Origin of the sequence: Falsiroseomonas bella, from assembly GCF_003173615.1 — a bacterium.
In the GTDB taxonomy this organism is placed as follows: domain Bacteria; phylum Pseudomonadota; class Alphaproteobacteria; order Acetobacterales; family Acetobacteraceae; genus Falsiroseomonas; species Falsiroseomonas bella.
Genome location: NZ_QGNA01000001.1, coordinates 449,280 through 472,864, shown reverse-complemented (window position 1 = coordinate 472,864; position 23,585 = coordinate 449,280). Strand labels below are relative to the sequence as shown.

21 protein-coding genes are annotated in these 23,585 nt (G+C 70.7%); 11 read left to right on the top strand and 10 right to left on the bottom strand.

Going from position 1 to position 23,585, the window contains the following annotated elements:
• Genes DFH01_RS02110 through DFH01_RS02095 form a run of 4 tightly spaced genes read right to left on the bottom strand, consistent with a single transcriptional unit; the run spans nucleotide 1 to nucleotide 3,726 of the window.
• Nucleotides 1-789 (bottom strand): ABC transporter permease, encoded by a 789-nt coding sequence (locus DFH01_RS02110; protein ID WP_109868740.1) that lies wholly within the window; start codon nucleotides 787-789, stop codon nucleotides 1-3.
• On the bottom strand, nucleotides 786-1,616 hold the full coding sequence (locus DFH01_RS02105) for an ABC transporter permease (RefSeq protein ID WP_109868739.1): 831 nt from the start codon (nucleotides 1,614-1,616) through the stop codon (nucleotides 786-788). Before DFH01_RS02105 ends, DFH01_RS02110 begins: the two co-directional genes overlap by 4 nt.
• On the bottom strand, nucleotides 1,613-2,668 hold the full coding sequence (locus tag DFH01_RS02100; RefSeq protein ID WP_109869882.1) for an ABC transporter ATP-binding protein: 1,056 nt from the start codon (nucleotides 2,666-2,668) through the stop codon (nucleotides 1,613-1,615). The genes DFH01_RS02105 and DFH01_RS02100 overlap by 4 nt, the downstream gene beginning before the upstream one ends.
• Complete coding sequence (locus DFH01_RS02095; protein WP_109868738.1) at nucleotides 2,665-3,726, bottom strand: ABC transporter substrate-binding protein; 1,062 nt, start codon at nucleotides 3,724-3,726, stop codon at nucleotides 2,665-2,667. The genes DFH01_RS02100 and DFH01_RS02095 overlap by 4 nt, the downstream gene beginning before the upstream one ends.
• Before the next feature lie 150 nt (nucleotides 3,727-3,876).
• Between DFH01_RS02095 and ppa the strand changes: the two genes are divergently transcribed.
• The 3 genes from ppa (at nucleotide 3,877) to DFH01_RS02080 (ending at nucleotide 7,581) form a co-directional block, all read left to right on the top strand.
• Nucleotides 3,877-4,410 (top strand): inorganic diphosphatase, encoded by a 534-nt coding sequence (gene ppa / locus DFH01_RS02090; RefSeq protein ID WP_109868737.1) that lies wholly within the window; start codon nucleotides 3,877-3,879, stop codon nucleotides 4,408-4,410.
• A 199-nt stretch (nucleotides 4,411-4,609) separates the two neighbouring features.
• Nucleotides 4,610-6,739, top strand: a complete 2,130-nt coding sequence (locus tag DFH01_RS02085) for a sodium-translocating pyrophosphatase (RefSeq protein ID WP_109868736.1) — start codon at nucleotides 4,610-4,612, stop codon at nucleotides 6,737-6,739.
• 143 nt (nucleotides 6,740-6,882) lie between these two features.
• Complete coding sequence (locus tag DFH01_RS02080; RefSeq protein WP_158287580.1) at nucleotides 6,883-7,581, top strand: DUF1796 family putative cysteine peptidase; 699 nt, start codon at nucleotides 6,883-6,885, stop codon at nucleotides 7,579-7,581.
• Here DFH01_RS02080 and DFH01_RS02075 read toward each other — a convergent pair.
• The 6 genes from DFH01_RS02075 to DFH01_RS02050 form a co-directional block, all read right to left on the bottom strand.
• Entirely contained in the window at nucleotides 7,565-8,326 is a 762-nt protein-coding gene (locus DFH01_RS02075; protein WP_109868734.1) for a hypothetical protein, read from the bottom strand. The two genes, DFH01_RS02080 and DFH01_RS02075, sit on opposite strands and share 17 nt — an antisense overlap.
• A gap of 90 nt (nucleotides 8,327-8,416) precedes the next feature.
• On the bottom strand, nucleotides 8,417-9,907 hold the full coding sequence (locus DFH01_RS02070) for a sensor histidine kinase (RefSeq protein WP_158287579.1): 1,491 nt from the start codon (nucleotides 9,905-9,907) through the stop codon (nucleotides 8,417-8,419).
• 128 nt (nucleotides 9,908-10,035) lie between these two features.
• Nucleotides 10,036-10,617, bottom strand: coding sequence for a GNAT family N-acetyltransferase (locus DFH01_RS02065; RefSeq protein ID WP_109868732.1), 582 nt, complete (start codon nucleotides 10,615-10,617; stop codon nucleotides 10,036-10,038).
• Between the two features lies 1 nt (nucleotide 10,618).
• Nucleotides 10,619-12,541: an RNA polymerase sigma factor RpoD gene (gene rpoD / locus DFH01_RS02060; RefSeq protein WP_109868731.1), complete on the bottom strand. Its 1,923-nt coding sequence runs from the start codon at nucleotides 12,539-12,541 to the stop codon at nucleotides 10,619-10,621.
• Between the two features lie 79 nt (nucleotides 12,542-12,620).
• Nucleotides 12,621-14,450, bottom strand: coding sequence for a DNA primase (dnaG, locus tag DFH01_RS02055; RefSeq protein WP_109868730.1), 1,830 nt, complete (start codon nucleotides 14,448-14,450; stop codon nucleotides 12,621-12,623).
• 26 nt (nucleotides 14,451-14,476) lie between these two features.
• Nucleotides 14,477-14,938 carry a GatB/YqeY domain-containing protein gene (locus DFH01_RS02050; RefSeq protein WP_109868729.1) on the bottom strand — a complete coding sequence of 154 codons (462 nt, stop codon included), beginning with the start codon at nucleotides 14,936-14,938 and terminating at the stop codon, nucleotides 14,477-14,479.
• 148 nt (nucleotides 14,939-15,086) lie between these two features.
• On the opposite strand from DFH01_RS02050, the gene carA reads away from it, so the two are divergent.
• The 8 genes from carA (at nucleotide 15,087) to DFH01_RS02010 (ending at nucleotide 23,580) form a co-directional block, all read left to right on the top strand.
• Entirely contained in the window at nucleotides 15,087-16,445 is a 1,359-nt protein-coding gene (carA, locus tag DFH01_RS02045) for a glutamine-hydrolyzing carbamoyl-phosphate synthase small subunit (RefSeq protein ID WP_109868728.1), read from the top strand.
• A 1-nt stretch (nucleotide 16,446) separates the two neighbouring features.
• Nucleotides 16,447-17,202, top strand: coding sequence for an SDR family NAD(P)-dependent oxidoreductase (locus DFH01_RS02040; RefSeq protein ID WP_109868727.1), 756 nt, complete (start codon nucleotides 16,447-16,449; stop codon nucleotides 17,200-17,202).
• Nucleotides 17,203-17,205: 3 nt separating this feature from the next.
• The gene (locus DFH01_RS02035) at nucleotides 17,206-17,841 is read left to right on the top strand and encodes a LysE family translocator (RefSeq protein ID WP_109868726.1); all 636 of its coding nucleotides are present in this window, start codon (nucleotides 17,206-17,208) and stop codon (nucleotides 17,839-17,841) included.
• A 15-nt stretch (nucleotides 17,842-17,856) separates the two neighbouring features.
• Nucleotides 17,857-18,123, top strand: a complete 267-nt coding sequence (locus tag DFH01_RS02030) for a hypothetical protein (RefSeq protein ID WP_109868725.1) — start codon at nucleotides 17,857-17,859, stop codon at nucleotides 18,121-18,123.
• Nucleotides 18,123-18,422, top strand: coding sequence for a hypothetical protein (locus DFH01_RS02025; protein WP_109868724.1), 300 nt, complete (start codon nucleotides 18,123-18,125; stop codon nucleotides 18,420-18,422). The genes DFH01_RS02030 and DFH01_RS02025 overlap by 1 nt, the downstream gene beginning before the upstream one ends.
• 82 nt (nucleotides 18,423-18,504) lie before the next feature.
• Nucleotides 18,505-21,741 carry a carbamoyl-phosphate synthase large subunit gene (carB, locus tag DFH01_RS02020; RefSeq protein WP_109868723.1) on the top strand — a complete coding sequence of 1,079 codons (3,237 nt, stop codon included), beginning with the start codon at nucleotides 18,505-18,507 and terminating at the stop codon, nucleotides 21,739-21,741.
• Between the two features lie 107 nt (nucleotides 21,742-21,848).
• Nucleotides 21,849-22,322, top strand: coding sequence for a transcription elongation factor GreA (gene greA, locus DFH01_RS02015; RefSeq protein ID WP_109868722.1), 474 nt, complete (start codon nucleotides 21,849-21,851; stop codon nucleotides 22,320-22,322).
• Nucleotides 22,323-22,338: 16 nt separating this feature from the next.
• A complete protein-coding gene (locus DFH01_RS02010) occupies nucleotides 22,339-23,580 on the top strand; it encodes a threonine ammonia-lyase (RefSeq protein WP_109868721.1) in 1,242 nt (413 codons plus the stop codon).
• Nucleotides 23,581-23,585 lie beyond the last annotated feature (5 nt).

Sequence of the window (23,585 nt, the reverse complement as noted above, 5' to 3'; positions counted from 1 at the left end):
TCAACTCCTCCCGAGAGCGCGGTTGAAACCGACCAGCCGCTCCACCAGCAGCACGACCGCGAGCGCGACCCCGATCAGCGCCATCGCCAGGGCGGCGACGAGCGGATCGGTGCGCGTCTCGACATAGCGGAACATCTCGACCGGCAGGGTGGACAGCCGCGGGCCGACCAGGAACAGGCTGATCACCGTCTCGTCGAAGGACACCAGGAAGCACAGCGCGCCCGCCGCCGCCGCGCCGGGTGCGGCGATCGGCAGGGTGATGCGCAGCGCGGCGCGCATGGGCGTGGCGCCGAGCGTCCAGGCGGCTTCCTCGACTTCCCTCGGCACGGCGCCGAAGGCGGTGGTCATGATGCGCACCGCGAAGGGCAGCGCGACCATGGAATGCGCCAGCACCAGGCCGGGCCAGGTCGCCGCCAGCTTCAGCGGCTGCAATGCCAGCAGCAGCGCGAGGCCGAGCACCAGCGTCGGCAGCAGCAGCGGCGCCGCGATCAGCATGGCGATGGCGTCGCGCCCTGGAAAGCGCAGCCGCGCGATCGCATAGGCGGCCGGCAACCCGGCCAGCAGCGCGATCACGGCGACGACCGAGGCCAGGATCGCGGAGCGCTGCAGCGCCGCCATCAGCTGCCCGTTCGCGAACAGCGCCTCGTACCAGCGTGTCGAGAATCCTGGCGGGGGAAACGTCAGGAAATCGCCGGCGGAGAAGGAGATGAGGGCGACGACGATCACCGGCGCCAGCAGCAGCGCATAGCCGCAGAAAGCCAGCAGCCGCAGCGCCCAGCCCGGCCTCATGCGCGCGCGCTCCGCATCAACGCCGTGCGCAGCACCAGCGCCACCGCCAGCGCGCCGAGCAGCAGCATCGCCAGCGCCGCGGCGGCGGGCCAGTCCACCGTCTCCAGCGCGAGGTCGAAGATCTCGGTCGCCACGACGAAGACGCGCCCGCCGCCCATCAGCCGCGGGGTGATGAAGGCGGAGACGCCGAGCACGAAGGTCAGCAGGAAAGCCGCCAGCAGCGCCGGCGCCGCCAGCGGCAGCGTCACCCGCAGGAAGGTCTTCGTGCGTGTCGCACCGAGCGTCGCCGCGGCTTCCTCGAGCCGCGGATCCAACCGGCCGAGGCCGGCGATCAGCACCAGGCAGGCATAGGGCATCAGGCTTTCCGTCAGCCCGATGCGCACGCCGGTCCAGTTGTTGATCAGCCGCACGGGCTCGCTCGTCAGGCCGAGGCCTTCCAGCATCGCGTTGATCAGCCCCTGGTCGCCGAGGATCGCGAGCCAGCCGACGATGCGCGCGGTGCCCGAGACCAGCAGCGGCGCGATCGCCATCAGGGAGAGCAGGCCGCGCCAGCGCGGCGGGGCGGCGCGGATCAGCAGCACCACGGGCAGCGCCAGCGCGGTCGCAGCCAGCGCGCTGCCGGCGGCGAGCGTCGCGGTGTTCCAGGCGAGTTCCCAGGTGAAGTCGTCGCCCACCACCTTCTCGAAGGTGGCGAGGGTGAGATCGGGCTCCATAGCGCCGATGTCGCTGGTGCGGTTGAGGCTGATCCGCCCGAGCAGCGCGACGGGATAGAGGAACCCCGCCGCCAGGATCAGCACCGCCGGCAGCAGCAGCAGCGCCGCGCTCATGCCGGGAACACGCGCACATCCTGCGCGGCGAAGCCGAGGCGAAGGCGGCTGCCGACGGCGGCGGAGGCGCCCGGCGTGCCGCCATGCAGCTCGGCCGTCAGCGTCCCGGCGGGCGTGGCGCATTCCAGCGCGACCACGTCGCCGGTGAAGGTCCGGCGCAGCACCTGCGCATCGAGCGCATTGTCCGCCGAATGGCCCTCCGCGAGCGGGCGGATGTGGTGCGGGCGGATAAAGAGTTCGACGGACGCGCCGGGCGCGGGAGTGGCCGCGGCCTTCACCGCGACCGCCCCGCAATGCACCACGCCCGGCGCCTCCACCTTGCCCGGCAGGCGTGCGGCACGGCCGACGAAGGTGGCGACGAAGCGCGTCGCTGGGCGCTCGAACACCTCTTCCGGCGTGCCGAGCTGCTCGACGCGGCCCTCGTTCATCACCGCGACCAGGTCGGCCATCGCGAGGGCTTCCGTCTGGTCATGCGTGACGAAGACGGTGGTGGCGCCGACGCGCTGCTGCAGCGCACGGATCTCGTCCCGCACGCCCTCGCGCAGCTTGGCGTCGAGCGCCGAGAGCGGCTCGTCCAGCAGCAGCAGGTCGGGCCGGATCGCCAGGGCGCGCGCCAGCGCCACGCGCTGCTGCTGCCCGCCCGAAAGCTTGCTCGGCTTGCGCGCCGCGTAGTCGCGCAGGCCGACAAGGTCCAGCGCCTCGGCCACGCGCGCCTGCCGCTCGGCGCGCGGGATGCCGCGCATCTCCAACCCGAAGGCGACATTCGCCGCGGCGGTCATGTGGGGGAACAGGGCGTAGGACTGGAACACCACGCCCATGTTGCGCCGGTGCGGCGGCAGGGCGGTCACGTCGCGGTCCGCGACGACGACGCGCCCCGTATCCGGCACCTCCAGCCCGGCGATCATGCGCAGCGTGGTGGTCTTGCCGCAGCCTGAGGGGCCGAGCAGCGCCAGAAGCGCGCCGCGCGGCAACTCCAGGGAGACGCCGTCCACCGCCGGATGGGGCGTGCCCGCGAATCGGCGGGTCAGCCCCTCCAGGCGCAGATGGGTCACCGGCTGCTGGCTGCGATCACCTCGCGGCGCCAGCGCTGGTTCCACTGATCGCGCAGCCGCACCATCTCCTCCCAGTCCACGCCGACGATCCGCTCGCGGAACTGCGGCGCCAGCGCGGTGCGGTTCAGCGCCGCCGGGGACACCTGCGCATTGGGGTTGGTCGGGCCGTAGAACATCCGCTCCGTGAAGGCCTTCTGGGCCTCCGCCGACAGCGCATGCGCCACGAAGGCCAGCGCCTGGGCGCGGTTCTTGGCGTTGGCGACGACGTTGATCGTGTTGATCTGGAAGGCGGTGCCTTCCTCCGGCAGCACCACGCCGATGCGGCCCTGGCTCTGGTCGTGATAGAGCTGCGCGCGCGCGTTCCAGCCGGTGGCGAAGCGCACCTGGTCGTTCAGGATCAGCGTGTAGCCGTCCGGGTTGGGCGTGAAGGTCTGCACATTCGGCGCCAGCTCGCGCAGCATGGGCATCGCGGCGTTGATGTTGCGCCAGTCGCCGCCGGCCGCCTTGGCCAGGATGGCGGTCAGCGCCAGGCCCTGGATGTTCGGCGGGGCGGAGACCGCCACGCGGCCGCGCTGGGCCGGGTCCCACATCGCCGCCCAGCGCGTCGGCGCCGGCTGCACCGCGCGGGTGTCGTAGACCATCACCAGGTGGTCGTAGGTGACCGCCGGCCCGCAGGCGCCGCCGGCCTCCCGCGCCATCGGGCCGAGCTCCCCGATCACCGGCAGGACGGAGGCGTCGATCCGCTCCACCAGTCCCTCGGCGCAGGCCACCGCGGCGGTGGTCACGTCCATGATGACCACGTCGGTCTGGGGGTCGGCGCGCTGCGCGCGCAGGCGGCCGAGCATCTGGGCGCTGGTGCCGCCATCGAAATACTGCACCTGCGTGCCCGATCGGGCGGTGAAGGGATTCACCACCACCTCGGTGTAGTTGTCGCGGAAGATGCCGGCATAGGCCTGCAGCGTCATCTGCCCCCCAGGCTGGCCCCCTTGGGCGAAGGCGGGGGCCGAGGCGGCGATGCCGAAGGCGGTGAACGCGGCGAGGAAGGCGCTGCGGCGCATGATTCCGTTCTCCCGTTCCGTGAAGCATGGCGAGCATGGCAAGGTCGGGCAGCCGCGCCAAGTGCTGCGCCGGCGCGGCGGGATTTGCCCGGGCCCGGGAAGGCTGCTACGCGCGCGGCGGCCTCCTCCCCCCTCGCAAGGCTCGTCGCCATGAATCTCGCCCAGGTCCCGACCGGCAAGGCACCGCCCCACGACATCAACGTGGTGGTGGAGATCCCCCAGGGCAGCCAGGTGAAATATGAGCTCGACAAGGACAGCGGCGCGGTGGTGGTGGACCGCTTCCTGTTCACGCCGATGGCCTATCCGGCGGCCTATGGCTTCATCCCCGGCACGCTCGCCGACGACGGCGACCCGACCGACGTGCTGGTGCTGACGCCCGCGCCGGTGGTGCCGGGCTGCGTGCTGCGCTCCCGCCCGATCGGCGTGCTGCACATGGAGGACGAGGCGGGGTCGGACGAGAAGCTGATCTGCGTGCCCCACGACAAGGTCCACCCGATGTTCTCGGGCATCACCGACGCGGACGAGCTGCCGCACATCACCCGCGCGACGATCGAGCACTTCTTCGCCACCTACAAGGACCTCGAGAGCGACAAGTGGGTGAAGGTGAAGGGCTGGGGCACCGCGAGCGAGGCGGTGGAAATCATCCTGCGCTCCATGGCGGCCTACAAGGCGGCGGCGAAGTAGCCCGCCTGCCGCTCCCGGTGCGCCGGGAGTGGGCGGTTTTTTAACGAATCCGGTCCCGGGTGGCGTTGCCAGCCCGCCGGGCTTCGCGCAAGTTGCGGCGGGCCCGCAGGCCGGGCCGGCCCGATTGCGCGCGCCCTCCGCGCGCCCTGAGGTCGGCCGCCTAGCCGGCACCGGGGAAGGAAGGGGGTACGCCACCTTGATGACGCTGTCCGTGTTGTTGATCATCCTGCTGGGGGCGCTGTCGATCGCCTACGGCGTGGTGACGTCGAAGGAGGTGCTGAGCCGCGATGCCGGCACCGCCCGCATGCAGGAAATCGCCAAGGCGATCGAGGAAGGCGCCTCGGCCTATCTGAAGCGGCAGTACACCACCATCGGCATCGTCGGCGTGGTGCTGTTCTTCCTGATCCTGATCGCCTTCGGCTTCGGCGGGCACGCCTTCGCGGTCGCCATCGGCTTCCTGATCGGCGCGGTGCTGTCGGGCGCGGCGGGCTTCATCGGCATGAACGTCTCCGTCCGCGCCAATGTCCGCACCGCCCAGGCGGCGACGCAGTCGCTGGCGCAGGGCCTGGACGTGGCGTTCAAGTCGGGCGCCATCACGGGCATGCTGGTCGCCGGCCTCGCGCTGCTCGGCGTCGCGGTCTACTTCCTCATCCTGGTGCCGATCGGCGGCGCGGCGCCGAACAGCCGCCTGGTGATCGACGCGCTGGTGGCGCTCGGCTTTGGCGCCTCGCTGATCTCGATCTTCGCCCGTCTCGGCGGCGGCATCTTCACCAAGGGCGCGGACGTCGGCGGCGACATGGTGGGCAAGGTCGAGGCCGGCATCCCCGAGGACGACCCCCGCAACCCGGCGACCATCGCCGACAACGTGGGCGACAACGTCGGCGACTGCGCCGGGATGGCCGCCGACCTGTTCGAGACCTATGCGGTGACCATGGTCGCCACGATGGTGCTGGCCGCGATCTCCTTCGGCGACGAGTTCCGCACGGCGGCGATGCTGTTCCCGCTGGCGATCGGCGCGGTCTGCGTCGTCACCTCCATCGCCGGCACCTACTTCGTGAAGCTGCCGGCCAACAACTCCATCATGGGCGCGATGTATCGCGGCTTCATCGTGACGGGCGCGCTCTCGCTCGCGGTGCTGCTGCCGCTCTCCTACATCGTGTTCGGCACGGGCACGATGACCGCGGGCGGCGCCACCTTCGGCGCCTTCAGCCTGTTCCTCTGCGGCGCGGTCGGCCTGGCCGTCACGGCGGCGATCATCGTCGTGACGGAGTACTACACCGGCACCGACTTTCGCCCGGTGAAGGCGATCGCCGAGGCGTCCCAGACCGGCCACGGCACCAACGTGATCCGCGGCCTCGCGGTCTCGATGGAATCCACGGCCCTGCCGGCGCTGATCATCATTGCCGGCGTGCTCTGCGCCTATGGCCTGGCGGGCCTCTACGGCATCGCCATCGCGACCGCGACGATGCTGGCGCTGGCCGGCATGGTGGTGGCGCTGGATGCCTTCGGCCCGGTCACGGACAATGCCGGCGGCATCGCGGAGATGGCCGGCCTGCCGAAGGAAGTGCGCGTCTCCACCGACGCGCTGGACGCGGTCGGCAACACCACCAAGGCGGTGACCAAGGGCTATGCGATCGGCTCGGCGGGCCTCGGCGCGCTGGTGCTCTTCGCGGCCTACACGCAGGACCTGAACTACTTCATCGCCAATCCGCAGACCTACCCCTACTTCGCGGGCCTCGGCGAACTGACCTTCAGCCTGTCGAACCCGTATGTCGTGGTCGGCCTGCTGTTCGGCGGCCTGCTGCCCTACCTGTTCGGCGGCATGTCCATGACGGCGGTGGGCCGCGCGGCCTTCGCGGTGGTGGAGGAAGTGCGTCGCCAGTTCCGCGAGAAGCCGGGCATCATGCAGGGCACCGACAAGCCGGATTACGGGCGCGCGGTGGACATGCTCACCAAGGCGGCGATCAAGGAGATGATCATCCCCTCACTGCTTCCGGTGCTGAGCCCGATCGTGGTCTTCCTGGTGATCCTGATGATCGGCGGCAAGGCGGCGGCCTTCTCGGCGCTCGGCGCGATGCTGCTCGGCGTGATCGTCACGGGCTTCTTCGTCGCGGTCTCCATGACCACCGGCGGCGGTGCCTGGGACAACGCGAAGAAGTATATCGAGGAAGGCCACTACGGCGGCAAGGGCAGCGAGGCCCATAAGGCCGCGGTGACCGGCGACACGGTCGGCGACCCGTACAAGGACACGGCGGGCCCGGCGGTGAACCCGATGATCAAGATCACCAACATCGTGGCGCTGATGCTGCTGGCGATGCTGGCGCACTGACCGCGCGCGGCTTCGGCCGATCGGGAAGGGCCGGCGGGGCAACCCGCCGGCCTTTTCGTGCGCGCCCGGGCGGAGGGCGCTCTTTCCGCTCCGGCGCTGCTCTGCCATCACGGAGCACGGCCCTGCAGGGGAGCCCGCCGGCCTTGAGCGCGCATGATCTCGTCTTCAGCCTCGGCCCGAACTGCAAGACGGCCTGGAACACGCGCGCACATTTCGGCGTCACGCAGGCCTATCCCTTCGACTGGTGGATCACGCCCGCCCGCGCGATGCTGCGCATGATCGAGCCGGGCTTCACCTTCTCCGTCGCCATGGACGACCTGGTCATGGTCCCGCCGAAGGAGAACGGCGAGGATTCCGTCTACAACCGGCGGCTCAACCTGCTGCACCACCACGACTTTCCCCGGCGAAACCGGCTGGTCACGGGCATGGACCAGGACCGGCTCGACGAGATCAACCGGAAATACACGCAGCGCTTCGCCCGGCTGCGCGCCGACATCGAGGCGGCGCGCGCGCCGCTTGCGCTGCTCGGCGGCATCTCCGCGGGGTGGCGGCAGGATCCGACCGGCACGGGCAACTGGAACGCCGCGCTGAACGGGCGCGTGCCGCCCGGTGAACTGATCGCCGGCATCCGCGACCGGCTCGGCCGCAAGCTGCGCGTTCTGGTGATCGCCGCCGGCGAGCCGGAGGTGCAGGAATACGAGGGCGGCGTGCTGGTCCGCCGCCCCGACCGCGGCGTGCGGGAGCCGAAGGGCACGGTGCCGTCCTATGCCGAGCCGGTGCACCTGTTCCGCGACGCCTTCGCCGCGCTGGGCCTGGAGTCGGCGCTCACCCCGCCAGGATGATCACGGCCAGCCGCCGCAACTCGTCCTGCTGCACGCGCAGCAGCCGCGCGGTCTCGCTCTGGGAGAGGGTCCTGGCGCGCTCCACCAGCAGCTTGTGGCCCTCGTTCACGCGCGCGATCGCGGCGCGGCGGGCGGCGGCGGCCTCGCCGCGGCGGTCGAGCTCGGCCTGGCGGGTCACCTGCAGTTCCTGGAGCGCGGCGCGGGTTTCGGGCTGCCGCGCGGCCGCGATCAGCTCCGCCATGCGCGCATCCTGCTGCGCGCGTGCATCGGGCGTCTCCGCCGCGAGCAGGTCGCTCTGCCGCACGAGCGCCGCCATGACGGCCTCGAAGGCCGGCGCGCCTTCCAGCACGGCATAGGCGAGCTGCGGCGCGCGCCAGCTGCGCCGCGCCATGGAGGCGAGCGTCTCGCCGATGCGCTCCGCGGCCGCCGCGCCCTCGGGGTCGAAGGGCGCGATGCGGGGCGGCAGGGCGGTGAGCGGGTTCTCCCGGTCCGAGAGCCTGCCGTCATCGGCGAGATAGCCGAGCGCGGCGAGCCAGGCGGCGGCGGCTTCCTGCAGCGCGCGCACCGCGCCGGCGCGGCCCGACTCCTCCACCGCGACCGTCGGGGCGGGGGCCGCGGGCGCGGAGGGCACGCGCGCGAGCGGGGAGGGCAGCAAGGTGCCGCGCGCTTCCAGGGACCAGTCGCGCACGGCCGAGTAGTCGGGCGTGCAGGCGGCCAGCGGCAGCATGCCTGCGATCAAGATCACGCCGCGCCGCATCCCGCCACCCCCGCTTGGACCAAGGCAAGGGTAGAGCAGATCGCCCGCGGCCGGAATCCGGCCCGAAGCGAGGATCCCTCAGCCGATGCGTGCGACCGCCCTGGCGACGGGCAACGCCACCTCGCAGACAAGGCCCGTGCGCGGCCAGGCCCAGTCCAGGCGGCCTCCGAGCTGCTCGACGATGGTGCCCCGCATGACGCGGGATCCGAAGCCTTGCCGCGCCGGCGGCTCCGGGATCGGTGGGCCGCCGCGCTCCGCCCAGCGCAGCCGCAGCGTGGCGGCGCGAATGGACCAGGTGACGCTCACCCGCCCGCCCTCGGCCGACAGCGCGCCGTGCTTCACCGCATTGGTGGCGAGTTCATGCAGCGCCATGGAGAGCGGCTGCGCCGCCGGCGCCGAAAGCAGCACCGTCGGGCCGACGAGCCGCGCGCGGGGCGCGCTGCCCGTCGCTGCCTCGGACAGGAAGGGTCGGAGCTCGCCGCGCACGAGATCACCGAGGTCGGCGCCAGCCCAGTGTTTTTCGGTCAGCAGCGTGTGCGCGCGCGCCAGCGCGGCGACGCGCCCCTCGACAGCGGCCGCATAGGCGCGGGGTTCCTCGCGTGGCGTCAGGCGCAGCGCGGCCAGCACCACGGCCAACGCATTCTTGGCGCGGTGATCCAGCTCGCGCGTCATCAGCTCCTGCCGTTCGTCGGCGCGGCGCCGCTCCGTCACGTCCTGCAGCAGGCCGGCGACGCGCCAGGCCGCGCTCGGCCCGGCCTCGTGCCGCACCTCGCCGCGCAGCTGCACCCAGCGCGTCTCGTCGCCTTCGCGCAAGGCGCGGAACTCGGCGGCGATCTCGCCGTCTTCGCGGGCCATATGCAGCGCGAGTTCCTCGAGCCGCGCACGATCGGCGCCCGCGGCCAGCAGCCGCTGGCCATGCAGTTCCAGCGGCGCGTCCCGCAACAGGCCGAGAAGGCCGCGGATCGTGCCGTGCAGGCGGGCAGGCGGGCCGCTCACCTCGAAGGCGACCACGCCCGCCGCTTCCTGCGCCCGGCGCAACCGCGCCTCGGCCTCCGCGGCCTCACGCGCGCGCCGTGCCTGCAGGCGAAGCTCCAACTCGTCCGAGGCGAGGCCCGCGAGCGTGCCGAGCCAACGCCGCTGCACGGCGCTGATCCCCTCCGGCCGCGGCTTGTCGGAGATCACGCAGACCGTGCCGAGGTTGAAGCCGTCCGGCGTGCGCAGCGGCGCCGCGGCGTAGAAGCGGATGCTCGGCGCGTCCGTCACCAGCGGATTGTCGGCGAAGCGCGGATCCTGCCGCGCGTCGGGCACCACGAAGACGTCCTCGCCGCTGGCGATGGCATGGGTGCAGAAGGCCCATTCGCGCGGCGTCTGCTGCACGGATAGGCCCACGCGCGCCTTGAACCACTGCCGCTCCTCGTCGATGAAGGAAACGAGGGCGATCGGCGTGTCGAACAGGTCGCGCGCCAGCAGGGCCACCCGGTTGAAGGGTTCTTCGTCGGGCGTGTCGAGGATGTGGTAGCGATGCAGCGCGGCGAGGCGCTCGGCCTCGGCCTGCGCGGAGCCCGGCATGCCGGTCCGCCTGCCTGCCCGGGAGGGGGAGGGGCGCCGCACGCCGCTTCCGGATCTTGCCATCCCGCGATTCCGTGGGTGGCGGCCGAACGCGGCCGGAGCCCGGCGGGTTCCCGCCCGGGCGGCGATCAGATCCGCAGCCGGTCCGGGATGCGCAGGCCCAGGCGGTTCGGCACCGGCCAGACCTCCCGCACGGTGCGCAGCACCTTGAAGCCGGCGGCGACGTAGTTCGGCAGGGCGCGCGGATGATCGGCGGTGCAGGTGTTGACCGTGACGGCGCGCGGCTTCTCGCTCCAGGCGGCGTCCACCGCGTGGCGCAGCAGCGCCTTGCCAGCGCCGACGCCGATCGCATGCGGCATCAGCCCGAAATAGGAGAGGTTGATCCCCGCATCCCCGCCGCGCCGCTCCAGCTCGTAGAAGCCGGCCGGCTCGCCGCCCTGGTAGAGCACGTCGATGGTGATGTCGGGCCGCGCCAGCAGCCCGGCCATCTCCTCGTCCGGCACGGTGCGGCGCAGCCACCACACCCAGTCGCGCCCGACCGTGTCGTAGAGGTAGCGGTAGAAGGGCACCGAGCAGCGGCGCAGCCGCACCACGCTCGATCCCGGCGGCAGCGGCGGCGCGGCGCCCACGGGCGGCGCCTCCATGCGCAGGAAGGTCACGTCCACCGCGATGCGGGTGACCGGCTCCCGCAGCGCCGTCGCCGAGGACATCTCAGTTGTCCAGGAAGCTGCGCAGCTTCCGGCTGCGGCTGGGATGCTTGAGCTTGCGCAGCGCCTTGGCCTCGATCTGGCGGATGCGCTCGCGCGTCACGTTGAACTGCTGCCCGACCTCCTCCAGCGTGTGGTCGGTGTTCATGCCGATGCCGAAGCGCATGCGCAGCACGCGCTCCTCGCGCGGCGTCAGGCTGGACAGCACCCGCGTGGTGGCCTCGCGCAGGTTGGACTGGATCGCGGCATCGAGCGGGATGATCGCGTTCTTGTCCTCGATGAAGTCGCCGAGATGGCTGTCCTCCTCGTCGCCGATCGGCGTCTCGAGGGAGATCGGCTCCTTCGCGATCTTCAGCACCTTTCGGACTTTTTCGAGAGGCATTCCCAGCTTCTCGGCAAGTTCCTCGGGGGTGGGTTCACGCCCGATCTCGTGCAGCATCTGGCGGGATGTGCGGACCAGCTTGTTGATCGTCTCGATCATGTGGACCGGGATGCGGATGGTCCGCGCCTGGTCCGCGATGGAGCGCGTGATCGCCTGGCGGATCCACCACGTCGCGTAGGTGCTGAACTTGTAGCCGCGGCGATACTCGAACTTGTCCACGGCCTTCATGAGGCCGATGTTGCCTTCCTGGATCAGGTCCAGGAACTGCAGGCCGCGGTTCGTGTACTTCTTGGCGATGGAGATGACGAGGCGGAGGTTCGCCTCGATCATCTCCTTCTTCGCCTGGGTCATGTCGCGCTCGCCGCGCGACACGGTGGCATAGACCCGCTTGAACTCGTCCACCGGCAGGCCGGTCTCGGCGGCGACCTTCGCGATCTCGCCGCGCACCGCCTCCACGTCGTCCTTCGACTTGGCGACGAAATTCTGCCAGCCCTTGCCCTTCTGCTTGGCCAGCCCGTCGAACCAGGCGGGATCCAGCTCATGCCCGCGCCACTGGCCGATGAACTCCTCGCGCTTCACCTTGTGGCTCTCGGCCATGCGCAGGATCTGGCCTTCCAGCCCGGTGAGGCGGCGGTTCAGGCCCTTGAGCTGGTCCACCAGCTCCTCGATCCGGTTGTTGTGGAGCTGCACCTTCTCCACCAGCGCCACCAGCTCCGTGCGCTGCTTTTCATAGGTCTTCTCGGACCGCGCGGAGGTCTCGCCGCCCGAGGTGTAGGCGTCCATCCGCTTGGAGGAGAGCTTGTGCAGCTTGGAGTAGAGCGCCTCGATCGCCTCGAAGGCGGCGAGCGCCTCCGGCTTCAGCTTCTCCTCGAGGGCGGAGAGGGAGAGTCCGAGGCCGCCCTCGCCTTCCTCGCCCTCCTCGATCTCCTCCTCCTGCGGCTCCGCGGCGCCGACCTCGGGATTGTCGGCGTTGGCGGTGGCCTCCAGGTCGATCACGTCGCGCAGCAGCATGCGGCCTTCCTTGACCGCGTCGTGCCAGGCGACGATCGCCTTGAAGGTCAGCGGGCTCTCGCAGAGGCCGCCGATCATCATGTCGCGGCCGGCCTCGATGCGCTTGGCGATCGCGATCTCGCCCTCGCGGGAGAGCAGCTCCACGCTGCCCATCTCGCGGAGGTACATGCGCACGGGGTCGTCGGTGCGGCCGAGGCTCTCCTCGTCCACGTTGCCGCCGGATTCCTCGTCCTCCTCGTCCTCGGACTTCGCGACGGGCTTGGCGGCCGGCGCCTCGCCGTCCTCGCTCTCCTCGTTCTCGACGACGTTGATGCCGAGGTCCGACAGCATCGCCATCGTGTCCTCGATCATCTCGGAGGAGACCTGCTCGGGCGGCAGCGCGGCGTTCAGCTCATCGATGGTGATGTAGCCGCGTTCCTTGCCGCGGGCGATCAGCTTCTTGACGGCGGCGGACTGGATGTCGAGCAGCACGCCCTCCACCGCCTCGTCCCGACCTTCCACCGTCTCGGCGCCGTTCGCGACCTTGGTTGCCATGCCTGACCTGCTCCGTCGAAACCGTGGGCGGCACCGCCCCGCCGGCGATGCGATGCCCCTCTACCCTATGGGCCGTACTCTATGGGGTGGTGTTTGCGCCCGCCGGCGATGCCTCCGCCGCCTCGGGCCCGCCCCCTTCGTTCCACTCGCCGCGCCTGAGCGCCTCCAGCGCCTGGGTGAGGCGGATCAGCCGCCGCTGCGCCGCGGCGTCGTTGGTTTCCGCCAAGGCCTGCCTCGCGGCCGCCTGGTCCGCCCGCAACTCCGTCTCGCCGCGCAGCAATCCGAAGAAATGCCACCAGGCATCCAGTGCCTCCCCCGGCTGCGCGTCCGGCCGCGCCGCGGCCGGCAGGCCCGCATCGCGCAGCAGGCGCGTGCAGAACTCTCCCAGGCCAACCTGCGCGAGGTGGTCCATCAACCCCGCAGAGTCAAGCACATGGCCTTCCGCGAGCCATGCGAGAGCCCCGGCCCGGCATTGCGCCAGCGGGCCGTCACCGAGGTCGAGGCCCGCCAGGCTCTCCTCCACCTCCGGCAGCAGCCAGGGATGGCCCAGGGTGATCGCGACCAGCGCGGCGGCCTGGGCGGCCCGGGTGCGCTCGGCGGTGATGGCAGGGCGCGCGAAGCGCGCGGGCGCCTGGCGCTGGCCGGGGCGGACGGGCCGCGTGGCCTGGAAGAAGCGATCGAGCAGGGCGCGGCGGTATTCGCCGGCCAGCGCGCGATCCTTGATGGCGCCGGCCGCTTCCTCCAGCCGCTTGCGCAGCGCGGCGCGCTGCTCGGGCGTCGCAGCGGGGCGGCCTTCGGCGATCAGGCCATACAGCGCCTCCCCCAGCGGGCGGGCGCCGTCCAGCACGGCCTGGAAGGCGGCCGGGCCGCCCTTCACCACCAGCGTGTCCGGGTCCTCGCCGGGCGGAAGGGTGGCGAGCTTCAGGCTGCGCTCCGTGCTGAGCAGCGGCAGCGCCGCCTCCGCCGCGCGGGCGGCGGCGCGGGCGCCGGCGGCATCGCCGTCGAAGCAGAGCACCGGCTCCGGCGTCAGGCGCCAGAGTTCCTCCATCTGCTCCTCGGTCAGGGCAGTGCCGAGGGGCGCGACGGCGGCGCCGAAGCCGGCCTGATGGAGCGCGATGACGTCCATGTAGCCCTCGACCGCCACCACCACGCCGCCGCGGAAAGCGCCCTCCCGCGCGAGATCCAGCGCGTAGAGGCTGCGGCGCTTCTGGAAGAGCGGCGTCTCCGGGCCGTTGACGTATTTCGGCACGCCGTCGCCCAGGATGCGACCGCCGAAGCTGATGATGCGGCCGCGCCGGTCGCGGATGGGGAACATCACGCGGTTGAAGAAGAGTTCGGTGGGCGGCCCGTCCTCCCGCTCCCGGAGCAGGCCGGCTTCCAGCAGCTGTTCAGGCGTGATTCCCTCGCCCTTGAGGTCCGCGATCAGCGTGCCACGCCCCGCGCCCGACCAGCCGAGCCCGAACCTTTCGAGCGTCTCCTCCGTCAGGCCGCGTCGCTTGAGATAGGCAAGGCCCTCCGCGCCCTCGGGCAGGCGCAGGCGGCGGCGGAAGGCGGCGGCGGCGGCCTCCATGACGCCATGCAGGTCGCGGGCGCGCTTCTCCCGCGCCGCGGCTTCGGGCGTGGGCTTCGGTACCTCGAGCCCGGCCTCGTTCGCCAGGCGCTCGACGGCTTCGGGGAAGGAGGCACCCTCGGCCCGCATGACGAAGGTGATGGCATCGCCATGCGCGCCGCAGCCGAAGCAGTGGAAATGGTCGTCATAGACGTAGAAGGAGGGCGTCTTCTCCCCATGGAAGGGGCAGCAGCCCTTCCAGTTGCGTCCCGAGCGCACGAGCCGCGTCTTGCGCCCGATCAGCGGCGCAAGCGGCGTGCGGAGCCGGAGCTCGTCCAGGAATTGCGGGGGCAGGGCCATGGGCGCGGCCCCCGCTTAGCACATCCTCAACCGCCGAGCTTCGCCTTCACCAGCGGATTGGCCTTGGCCATGTCGAGCGCGCCGCCGTGCTTGCGCAGCACGGCCATGACCTTGCCCATGTCCTTCACGCTGGCCGCACCCGTCTCGGCGATCGCGGCGTCCACCGCCGCGGCGATGGCTGCCTCGTCCATCTGCTGCGGCAGGAAGCTTTCGATCACCGCGATCTCGGCTTCCTCCTTCGCTGCCAGTTCCTCCCGGCCGCCCTGGCGGTAGAGGTCCACGCTCTCGCGGCGGGATTTCTGCATCGAGCGCAGCATCGCGACGACCTGTTCGTCGGGCACCTTGTCCACGCCCGAGGGCCTGGCGGCGATGTCCACATCCTTCAGCTTGGCCAGGATCATCCGCACCGTCGAGGTGCGGGCCGTGTCCTTGGCCAGCATGGCCTCCTTCAGGGCGGCGTTGAATCGGCTGCGCAGGTCGTCGGCCATGGCGGTTCTCCTTTCCCCGCCCCTTACTCCTTCCCCCGTTCACGGGGGAGGGTCGGGTGGGGGAGGCGCGCCCATCCAAGCCTGGGAATTTTCTTCCCATTCCCAGGTCGTGCTGGACACGGGAAAAAACTTCCCACATATCCCAGCCATGCGCACCGTCGAGGATATCGTCGCCCTGCTGGGCGGCGCGGAGACCACCGCGACCCGGCTTGGCATCGGCACGGAGGCGCTGCGCAAATGGCGCCAGGCCCGGGCCATCCCGGCCAAGCACTGGCCGGCGGTCATCGCCGCCACCGGCCTCGCCCTCGACGACCTGCCCCGCAAGAGCCCGACGGAGACCGCCGTGACCGACTCGACCATCCCGGAAGGAGCGACTGCCGCCCTGGTCCTGGCCGACGGGTCGGTCTTCTGGGGCCGCGGCTTCGGCGCGCATGGCACCACCGTCGCCGAGATCTGCTTCAACACCTCCATGACCGGCTACCAGGAGGTGCTGACCGATCCTTCCTATGCCGGCCAGACCATCTGCTTCACCTTCCCCCATATCGGCAATGTCGGCGCCAACCCCGAGGACATCGAGGCGGTGACGCCGGTCGCGCGCGGCCTCATCGTCAAGCAGGACGTCACCGAGCCGTCCAGCTGGCGCGCGACGCGGCACCTGGACGACTGGCTGAAGTCGCATGGCGTGCCGGGCATCGCCGGCGTGGACACCCGCGCACTCACCGCCCGCATCCGCGACGGCGGCGCGCCCAACGGCGTGCTGGCCTTCCCGGCCGATGGCCGCTTCGACATCCCGGCCCTGGTGGCGCAGGCGCGCGACTGGCCGGGGCTGGAGGGCATGGACCTCGCGAAGGAGGTCTCCACCCGCCAGAGCTACGCCTGGGACGAGACGACCTGGGAACTCGGCCGGGGCTATGGCACGCAGGCGGCGCCGCGCTTCAAGGTCGTCGCCGTGGATTTCGGGGCGAAGCGCAACATCCTGCGCTGCCTCGCCTCCGCCGGCTGCGCCGTGACGGTGGTGCCCGCGACCGCCACCGCGGAAGAGATTCTGGGCCACAAGCCGGACGGAGTGTTTCTTTCGAACGGCCCCGGCGACCCTGCGGCGACCGGCGCCTACGCCGTGCCGGCGATCAAGGGCGTGCTGGAAGCCGGCGTGCCGACCTTCGGCATCTGCCTCGGCCACCAGCTGCTCGCCCTGGCGCTGGGTGCGAAGACCTACAAGCTCGACCGCGGCCATCGCGGCGGCAACCAGCCTGTGAAGGATCTGCGCACCGGAAAGGTGGAGATCACGTCCCAGAACCACGGCTTCGCGGTGGACGAGGCGACGCTGCCGGACGGCGTGGAGGTCACGCATCGCAGCCTGTTCGACGGCACCAACGAAGGCATCGCGAGCACGAAGCACCCGGCCTTTTCCGTGCAGTACCACCCGGAGGCCTCACCCGGCCCGACCGACAGCCACCACCTGTTCCATCGCTTCGTCGGGCTGATCGAGCAGCGGAAGGCGGCCTGAGATGTCGCTGTTCGACCTCACCGGCCGCGTCGCGCTCGTCACCGGCGGCAATGGCGGCATCGGGCTCGGCATGGCGAAGGGCCTTGCCGCCTGCGGCGCGCGGGTGATGATCACCGGGCGCGACGCGGCGAAGAACGCGGCGGCGCTGGCCGAACTCGGCACGGGCGCGGCGGCCTTCCAGGCGGACCTGACCGCGACGGGCGCGGCGGAGACGCTGCTTGCCGACGTGCTGGCGCTGGCCGGGCGGCTCGACATCCTGGTGAACAATGCCGGCACCAACATCCGCAAGCGGCCCGAGCTCGTCACCGACGAGGAATGGGCGACCGTCCTCGACACCAACCTCACCGCGCTGATGCGCCTGACGCGCGCCGCCTATCCGGCGCTGAAGGCATCGGCACGCGGGCGGGTGATCAACATCGGCTCGATGTTGTCGCTCTTCGGCGTGCCCTTCTCGCCGGCATATGGCGCGTCCAAGGGCGCGGTGGTGCAGTACACGAAGTCGCTCGCCAGCGCCTGGGCGGCCGACGGCATCACGGCCAACGCCATCCTGCCCGGCTGGATCGACACGGCGCTGACGCGGCAGGCGCGCAAGGACGTTCCCACGCTGCATGACAGCGTGATGGCGCGCGTGCCGGCGAAGCGCTGGGGCGATCCCGCGGATTTCGCGGGCATCGCCGCCTTCCTCGCTTCCGACGCCGCCGCCTTCGTGACCGGCGCAGCCATCCCGGTGGATGGCGGGTACTCGACCCAGGGCTGAGCCATGCCCAGCGCAGAGACGCTTCTCGTCTTCGCCGCGCTGTCGCTCGGCCTCGCGATCACGCCGGGGCCGAACATGCTCTATCTCGTCTCGCGCTCGCTCGCGCAGGGCGTGGGCGCGGGGATGATCTCGCTGGTCGGGTGCCAGGCGGGATCGCTGTTCATCATGCTCTGCGCGGCGGCGGGCATCACGGCGGCGCTGCTGGCGATTCCCTATGCCTGGGACGTGCTGCGCATCGGCGGCGCGATCTACCTGCTCTATCTCGCCTGGCAATGCGTGAAGCCGGGCGGGCAGCCGCTGTTTGCGCCCCGAAAGCTGCCGCAGGAGCCGCCAGCGCGCCTGTTCGGCGTGGGCTTCGCCACCGCGGCGCTGAACCCGAAGGTCGCTTTGTTCTACATGGCGGTGCTCCCGCCCTTCCTCGATCCCGATCGCGGCAGCCTGTTCCTGCAGGCGACGATGCTCGGCGCGCTGCAGATCGCCGTCTGCGCCGCCTGGGATGCGGTGCTGGTCTATGGCGCGGCCGGCGCGGCGCGGTTCCTCTCCACCAAGCCGGTGTGGATGGCCGTGCAGCGCTGGGTGCTGGGCGCGGCACTCGGGCTGATCGCCGTGAAGCTCGCCACCGACAGCGGCCGCGGCTGAGATGGGGATGGCCGCATGAACCTGCCCGCCCTCGGCCTTTTCGCGCTCGCCTATTCGGGGCTGGTGCTGTTCATGCTGGCGCAGGCGCTTCGCAAGCTCTACCCGCCCATGCGTGCCGCCTTGACCGCCTTCGGCATCTCCGCCGTCGTGCATGGCGCGACACCCTTCCTGCTGGCCGATTCCGAGCGCTGGCTGCCGCTGACGCTGTTCTGGATGGTGCCGCATCTGCTGACGCTGCCGATGCTGCTGTGGGTCGCCCGCAAGCAGGAGCGCGGATCGTGATGCCCGCGACGGACGACGTGCCGGAGATCGCGCGGATGGCCGCCTATGCGCTCGGCATCGGCTGCTTCCTGACGATGCGCCGGCGCGGCTTCTGGCCTGCCGCCGCGGCCGCGCTGGTCGCGGCCGCCGGGCTGATGCTGCTCGCCTATGCCGTGCTGGCCTGGGGGCCGCCGGCGATCTTCGCACTGGCGATGCTCTATCTCGGCCTCTTCGCCATCCTGCAGATCCTGCCGCTGCTCGCCATCCTGGCGGTGCTGCATGGCGCGCTGCTGTGGTGGGCGCGGAGGCGCGCGGCATGAGCGGCATCTCCGTTCCGATCTCCTGCGTGGCCATGCCCCGGCCGCCTTACTCCCCTCTCAAGATTCCGCCGAAGGGCTGACCATGCCGAAGCGCACCGACATCAAGTCCATCCTCATCATCGGCGCCGGCCCGATCGTCATCGGCCAGGCCTGCGAGTTCGACTATTCCGGCGCGCAGGCCTGCAAGGCGCTGCGCGCGGAAGGCTACCGCGTGATCCTGGTGAACTCGAACCCCGCCACGATCATGACCGATCCCGGCCTGGCGGACGCCACCTACATCGAGCCGATCACGCCCGAGATGGTGGAGAAAATCATCGCGAAGGAACGGCCGGACGCGCTGCTGCCGACGATGGGCGGCCAGACCGCGCTGAACACGGCGCTGAAGCTCGATGCCGCCGGCGTGCTGACGAAATACGGCTGCGAGCTGATCGGCGCGAAGGCCGATGTCATCGACAAGGCGGAGGATCGGCAGAAATTCCGCGATGCGATGTCCAGGATCGGCATCGAGAGCCCGAAGAGCGCCATCGCGCATTCGATGGAGGAAGCCTGGGCCGCGCTGGAGCAGGTGGGCCTGCCCTGCGTCATCCGCCCGTCCTTCACCCTCGGCGGCACCGGCGGCGGCATCGCCTACAACCGCGAGGATTTTTCCCAGATCGTCGGCGCCGGCCTGGCCGCCTCCATGACGACCGAGGTGCTGGTGGAGGAGAGCGTCCTCGGCTGGAAGGAATTCGAGATGGAGGTGGTCCGCGACAAGGCGGACAACTGCATCATCGTCTGCTCCATCGAGAATCTCGACCCGATGGGTGTGCACACGGGCGACAGCGTCACCATCGCGCCGGCGCTGACGCTGACCGACAAGGAATACCAGCTGATGCGCGACGCGAGCATCGCGTGCCTGCGCGAGATCGGCGTCGACACCGGCGGGTCCAACGTGCAGTTCGGCATCAACCCCGCCGATGGCCGCATGGTCATCATCGAGATGAACCCGCGCGTGTCGCGCAGCTCCGCGCTGGCGTCCAAGGCGACGGGCTTTCCCATCGCCAAGGTCGCGGCGAAGCTCGCCGTCGGCTACACGCTGGACGAGCTGGCGAACGACATCACCAAGGTCACGCCCGCGAGCTTCGAGCCGACCATCGACTACGTCGTGGTCAAGATCCCCCGCTTCACCTTCGAAAAATTCCCCGGCACGCCGGCGACGCTGACGACCTCCATGAAGTCGGTCGGCGAGACCATGGCGATCGGCCGCAGCTTCTGCGAGGCTTTCCAGAAGGGGCTGCGCGGGCTGGAGACGGGGCTTTCGGGCCTCGATGACCTCGACATCACCGATCCCACCGCGCTGCGCACCGCGCTTGCGACGCCCACACCCGATCGCGCGCTCGTCGTCGCGCAGGCGCTGCGCGCGGGGATGAGCGTCGAGGAGATCCACGAGGCATCGAAGTTCGATCCGTGGTTCATCCGCGAATTCGACCGCATCGTGCAGGCCGAGAAGGGCGTGATCGCGCAGGGCCTGCCGAAGACGGCGCAGGCCTTCCGCGCGCTGAAGGCGCTCGGCTTCTCCGACCGGCGGCTGGCGAAGCTCGCGAACAGCACGGAGGCGAAGGTCGCGGCCGCGCGGCAGGCGCTGAACGTCGCGCCCGTCTACAAGCGCATCGACACCTGCGCCGCCGAGTTCGCCTCCGACACGCCCTACATGTACTCGACCTATGAAGGCGGGTTCGGCACGCCCGTCTGCGAATCCCGCCCGACCGACCGGAATAAGATCGTGATCCTCGGCGGCGGGCCGAACCGCATCGGCCAGGGCATCGAGTTCGACTATTGCTGCGTCCACGCGGCCTATGCGCTGCGCGAAGCCGGCTTCGAGACCATCATGGTCAACTGCAACCCGGAGACGGTCAGCACCGACTACGACACCTCTGATCGCCTGTATTTCGAACCCCTCACCGCGGAGGACGTCATCGCCCTTGTCCGCAAGGAGCAGGAGAGCGGCGAGGTTCTGGGCTGCATCGTGCAGTATGGCGGCCAGACGCCGCTCAAGCTGTCCCAGGCGCTGCACAAGGCCGGCATCCCGATCCTCGGCACCAGCGCCGAAGCCATCGACATCGCCGAGGATCGCGAGCGCTTCCAGCAACTGCTGAAGGGCCTCGGCCTGAAGCAGCCGGCCAACGGCACCGCGCGCGACCTGGAGGAGGCCGAGAAGGTCGCCGACCAGATCGGCTATCCGGTGGTGGTGCGGCCGAGCTACGTGCTCGGCGGCCGCGCGATGGAGATCTGCCACAACCGCGAGCAGCTCCGCCGCTTCGGCGCCGTCGCCGTGCAGGTCTCGGGCGACAACCCGATCCTGGTGGACAAGTATCTTGTCGACGCGATCGAGGTGGATGTGGACTGCATCGCGGACGAGAAGGGCGAGGTCTATGTCGCCGGCGTGATGGAGCACATCGAGGAAGCCGGCATCCATTCCGGCGACAGCGCCTGCTCGCTTCCGCCCTATTCGCTCGCCCCCGCGCTGGTGACGGAGCTGAAGGCCGAGACGGAAGCCATGGCGAAGGCGCTCAAGGTCAAGGGCCTGATGAACGTGCAATACGCCGTGAAGGACGGCGAGGTGTACGTGCTGGAGGTCAACCCGCGCGCGTCCCGCACCGTGCCCTTCGTGGCGAAGGCGACCGGCGTTCCGGTGGCGAAGATCGGCGCGCGCGTGATGGCCGGTGCGGCGCTGAAGGAATTCGACCTGGACGACGCCGCCATCGCGCCGCATGTCGCGGTGAAGGAAGCGGTCTTCCCCTTCAACCGCTTCCCCGGCGTGGACGTGCTGCTGGGGCCGGAGATGAAGTCCACCGGCGAAGTGATGGGCCTCGATTCCAGCTTCGAGCGCGCCTTCCTCAAGTCGCAGCTCGGCGCCGGCGTGAAGCTGCCGGAAGCCGGCACCGCCTTCATCTCGGTCAAGGATTCCGACAAGGGTGCGGCGGTCACGCTGGCGCGACGGCTGATCGAGATGGGCTTCAAGGTCAGCGCCACGCGCGGCACGGCCGCCCGCCTGAAGGAGGCCGGGATCGAGGCGACGGTGGTCAACAAGGTGCTGGAAGGCCGGCCGCATTGCGTGGACGCGATCAAGTCCGACGCCATCCAGCTGGTGATCAACACGACCAGCGGCGGCCAGTCCGTTTCGGACAGTTTCGACATCCGCCGCAGCGCCCTGACGCATGGCGTTCCGCACTACACGACGATGTCCGGCGCCCGCGCGGCCGTCCATGCCATCGCGGCCTTGAAGGGCGGAACCCTTGATGTGGCACCCCTCCAGGCCTATTTTGGGCGATCATTCTGAGCGGGCGGCGGCAGGGAACCTCCCTCCGCCGCCCTCTCTGCTTTCTTGCCAGGCCGGATCGAACCCGTTGGCGCCGGCCCGGCGGCCGTCTGAAGGAAGGACGTGACGTGCAGAAGTTCCCGATGACCGCGGAAGGTCTCGCGCGCCTGCAGGACGAGTTGCGCCAGCTTAAGGCCGAGGAGCGGCCCGCGGTGATCCGCGCCATCGCGGAGGCGCGGGCGCATGGCGACCTCTCCGAGAATGCCGAGTATCACGCGGCGCGCGAGCGTCAGTCCTTCATCGAGGGCCGCATCACCGAGCTCGAGAGCATCATCCCCTCCGTCGAGGTGATCGACACCTCCAAGCTGTCCGGCGACCAGGTGCGCTTCGGCGCCCATGTCACCGTGGTGGACGAGGAGACGGAGGACGAGAAGACCTACCGCATCGTCGGCCAGTACGAGGCGGACATGAAGACCGGCTCCATCTCCATCTCCTCGCCGCTGGCCAAGGCGCTGATGGGCAAGAAGATCGGCGACAGCGTGGAGGTGCCTGCGCCAGGCGGCTCCAAGGTCTACGAGATCGCGGGCGTCCGCTTCGCGTAGCGCCGCGATGCCCCCGATGCGCGGCGAGGCCGCGGCCCTCGATGCGCCCCCGGCCGCCCATGTCACCCTTGCCGATGTCCGTGCGGCGGCGGCGCGCATTCAGGGCGCGGTGCTGCGCACGCCGACCATCCGCTGCGAGACGCTTTCCCGCGTCACTGGCGCCTCCATCTTCCTGAAGCTCGACAACCTGCAGGCCACCGGCGCCTTCAAGGAACGCGGCGCCGCCAACCGCATCGCGCTGCTCTCGCCGCGCGAGCGCGAGGCCGGCGTGATCGCCATGTCCGCCGGCAACCATGCGCAGGCCGTGGCGCGCCACGCCTCGCTCGCCGGCATCCGCGCCACCATCGTGATGCCGCGCTACACGCCGGCGACGAAGGTGACGCGCACCGAAGGCTGGGGCGCGCGCGTGGTGCTGCACGGGGAGACGCTGGCCGAAGCCGCCGCGCATGCGCTCGATCTCTCGCTGCGCGAGGGGCTGTTCTTCCTGCATCCCTATGACGATCCCGGCGTGATCGCCGGCCAGGGCACCGCCGCGCTCGAGATGCTGGAGGATGCGCCGGAGATCGACACCCTCGCCGTGCCCGTCGGCGGCGGCGGGCTGCTCGCTGGCTGCGCCACGGCCGCGCATGAGATGAAGCCCGGCGCGACCGTCTACGGCGTGGAGGTCGAGGCCTATTCGGCCATGGCGCAACGCCTGGCCGGCAAGCCCGTGCAGGTCGGCGGCCCGACGGTTGCGGAGGGCATCGCCGTGCGCGACGTGGGCGAGCTGCCCTTCGCGCTGATCAAGCGCCTCGGCCTCGACGTGCTGGTCGTGCCGGAGCGCGCGGTCGAGGAAGCCATCGCGCTGCTGGCGGAGGGTGCGAAGGTGGTGGCCGAGGGCGCCGGCGCGGCGGGGCTCGCCGCCGTGCTCGCCTTCCCGGAGCGCTTCGCGGGCAAGGCGGTCGGCATTCCCGTCTGCGGCGGCAACATCGATGCGCGTGCGCTGTCGAACGTGCTGCTGCGGCAGCTGCTGCGCGACGGCCGCCTGCTGCGCCTGCATTTCGACATCCCCGACCGGCCCGGCATGCTGGCCGACATTGCCAAGCGCATCTCCGATCTTGGCGGCAACGTGATCGAGGTGCAGCACCAGCAACTGTTCGGCGCGCCGACCGTGCAGAGCACCGAGCTGCACCTGATGGTGGAGGTGCGCGACGCTGCCCAGGGCAACGCCATCATCGCCGCGCTGCGCGCCGGCAACTACGAGGTGCGGCGGGGCTGATCGGT

Bases quoted from the DNA above. Each gene is read 5' to 3' on its own strand.
- DFH01_RS02050 (WP_109868729.1), bottom strand. From the start codon at position 14,938: ATGGCCGACGACCTGCGCAGCCGATTCAACGCCGCCCTGAAGGAGGCC.
- dnaG (WP_109868730.1), bottom strand. From the start codon at position 14,450: ATGGCCCTGCCCCCGCAATTCCTGGACGAGCTCCGGCTCCGCACGCCG.
- DFH01_RS02035 (WP_109868726.1), top strand. From the start codon at position 17,206: ATGCCCAGCGCAGAGACGCTTCTCGTCTTCGCCGCGCTGTCGCTCGGC.
- DFH01_RS02105 (WP_109868739.1), bottom strand. From the start codon at position 1,616: ATGAGCGCGGCGCTGCTGCTGCTGCCGGCGGTGCTGATCCTGGCGGCG.
- carB (WP_109868723.1), top strand. From the start codon at position 18,505: ATGCCGAAGCGCACCGACATCAAGTCCATCCTCATCATCGGCGCCGGC.
- DFH01_RS02085 (WP_109868736.1), top strand. From the start codon at position 4,610: ATGACGCTGTCCGTGTTGTTGATCATCCTGCTGGGGGCGCTGTCGATC.
- DFH01_RS02110 (WP_109868740.1), bottom strand. From the start codon at position 789: ATGAGGCCGGGCTGGGCGCTGCGGCTGCTGGCTTTCTGCGGCTATGCG.
- DFH01_RS02010 (WP_109868721.1), top strand. From the start codon at position 22,339: ATGCGCGGCGAGGCCGCGGCCCTCGATGCGCCCCCGGCCGCCCATGTC.
- DFH01_RS02030 (WP_109868725.1), top strand. From the start codon at position 17,857: ATGAACCTGCCCGCCCTCGGCCTTTTCGCGCTCGCCTATTCGGGGCTG.
- DFH01_RS02065 (WP_109868732.1), bottom strand. From the start codon at position 10,617: ATGTCCTCGGCGACGGCGCTGCGGGAGCCGGTCACCCGCATCGCGGTG.
- ppa (WP_109868737.1), top strand. From the start codon at position 3,877: ATGAATCTCGCCCAGGTCCCGACCGGCAAGGCACCGCCCCACGACATC.
- rpoD (WP_109868731.1), bottom strand. From the start codon at position 12,541: ATGGCAACCAAGGTCGCGAACGGCGCCGAGACGGTGGAAGGTCGGGAC.
- carA (WP_109868728.1), top strand. From the start codon at position 15,087: ATGCGCACCGTCGAGGATATCGTCGCCCTGCTGGGCGGCGCGGAGACC.
- DFH01_RS02025 (WP_109868724.1), top strand. From the start codon at position 18,123: ATGCCCGCGACGGACGACGTGCCGGAGATCGCGCGGATGGCCGCCTAT.
- DFH01_RS02040 (WP_109868727.1), top strand. From the start codon at position 16,447: ATGTCGCTGTTCGACCTCACCGGCCGCGTCGCGCTCGTCACCGGCGGC.
- DFH01_RS02095 (WP_109868738.1), bottom strand. From the start codon at position 3,726: ATGCGCCGCAGCGCCTTCCTCGCCGCGTTCACCGCCTTCGGCATCGCC.
- DFH01_RS02070 (WP_158287579.1), bottom strand. From the start codon at position 9,907: ATGCCGGGCTCCGCGCAGGCCGAGGCCGAGCGCCTCGCCGCGCTGCAT.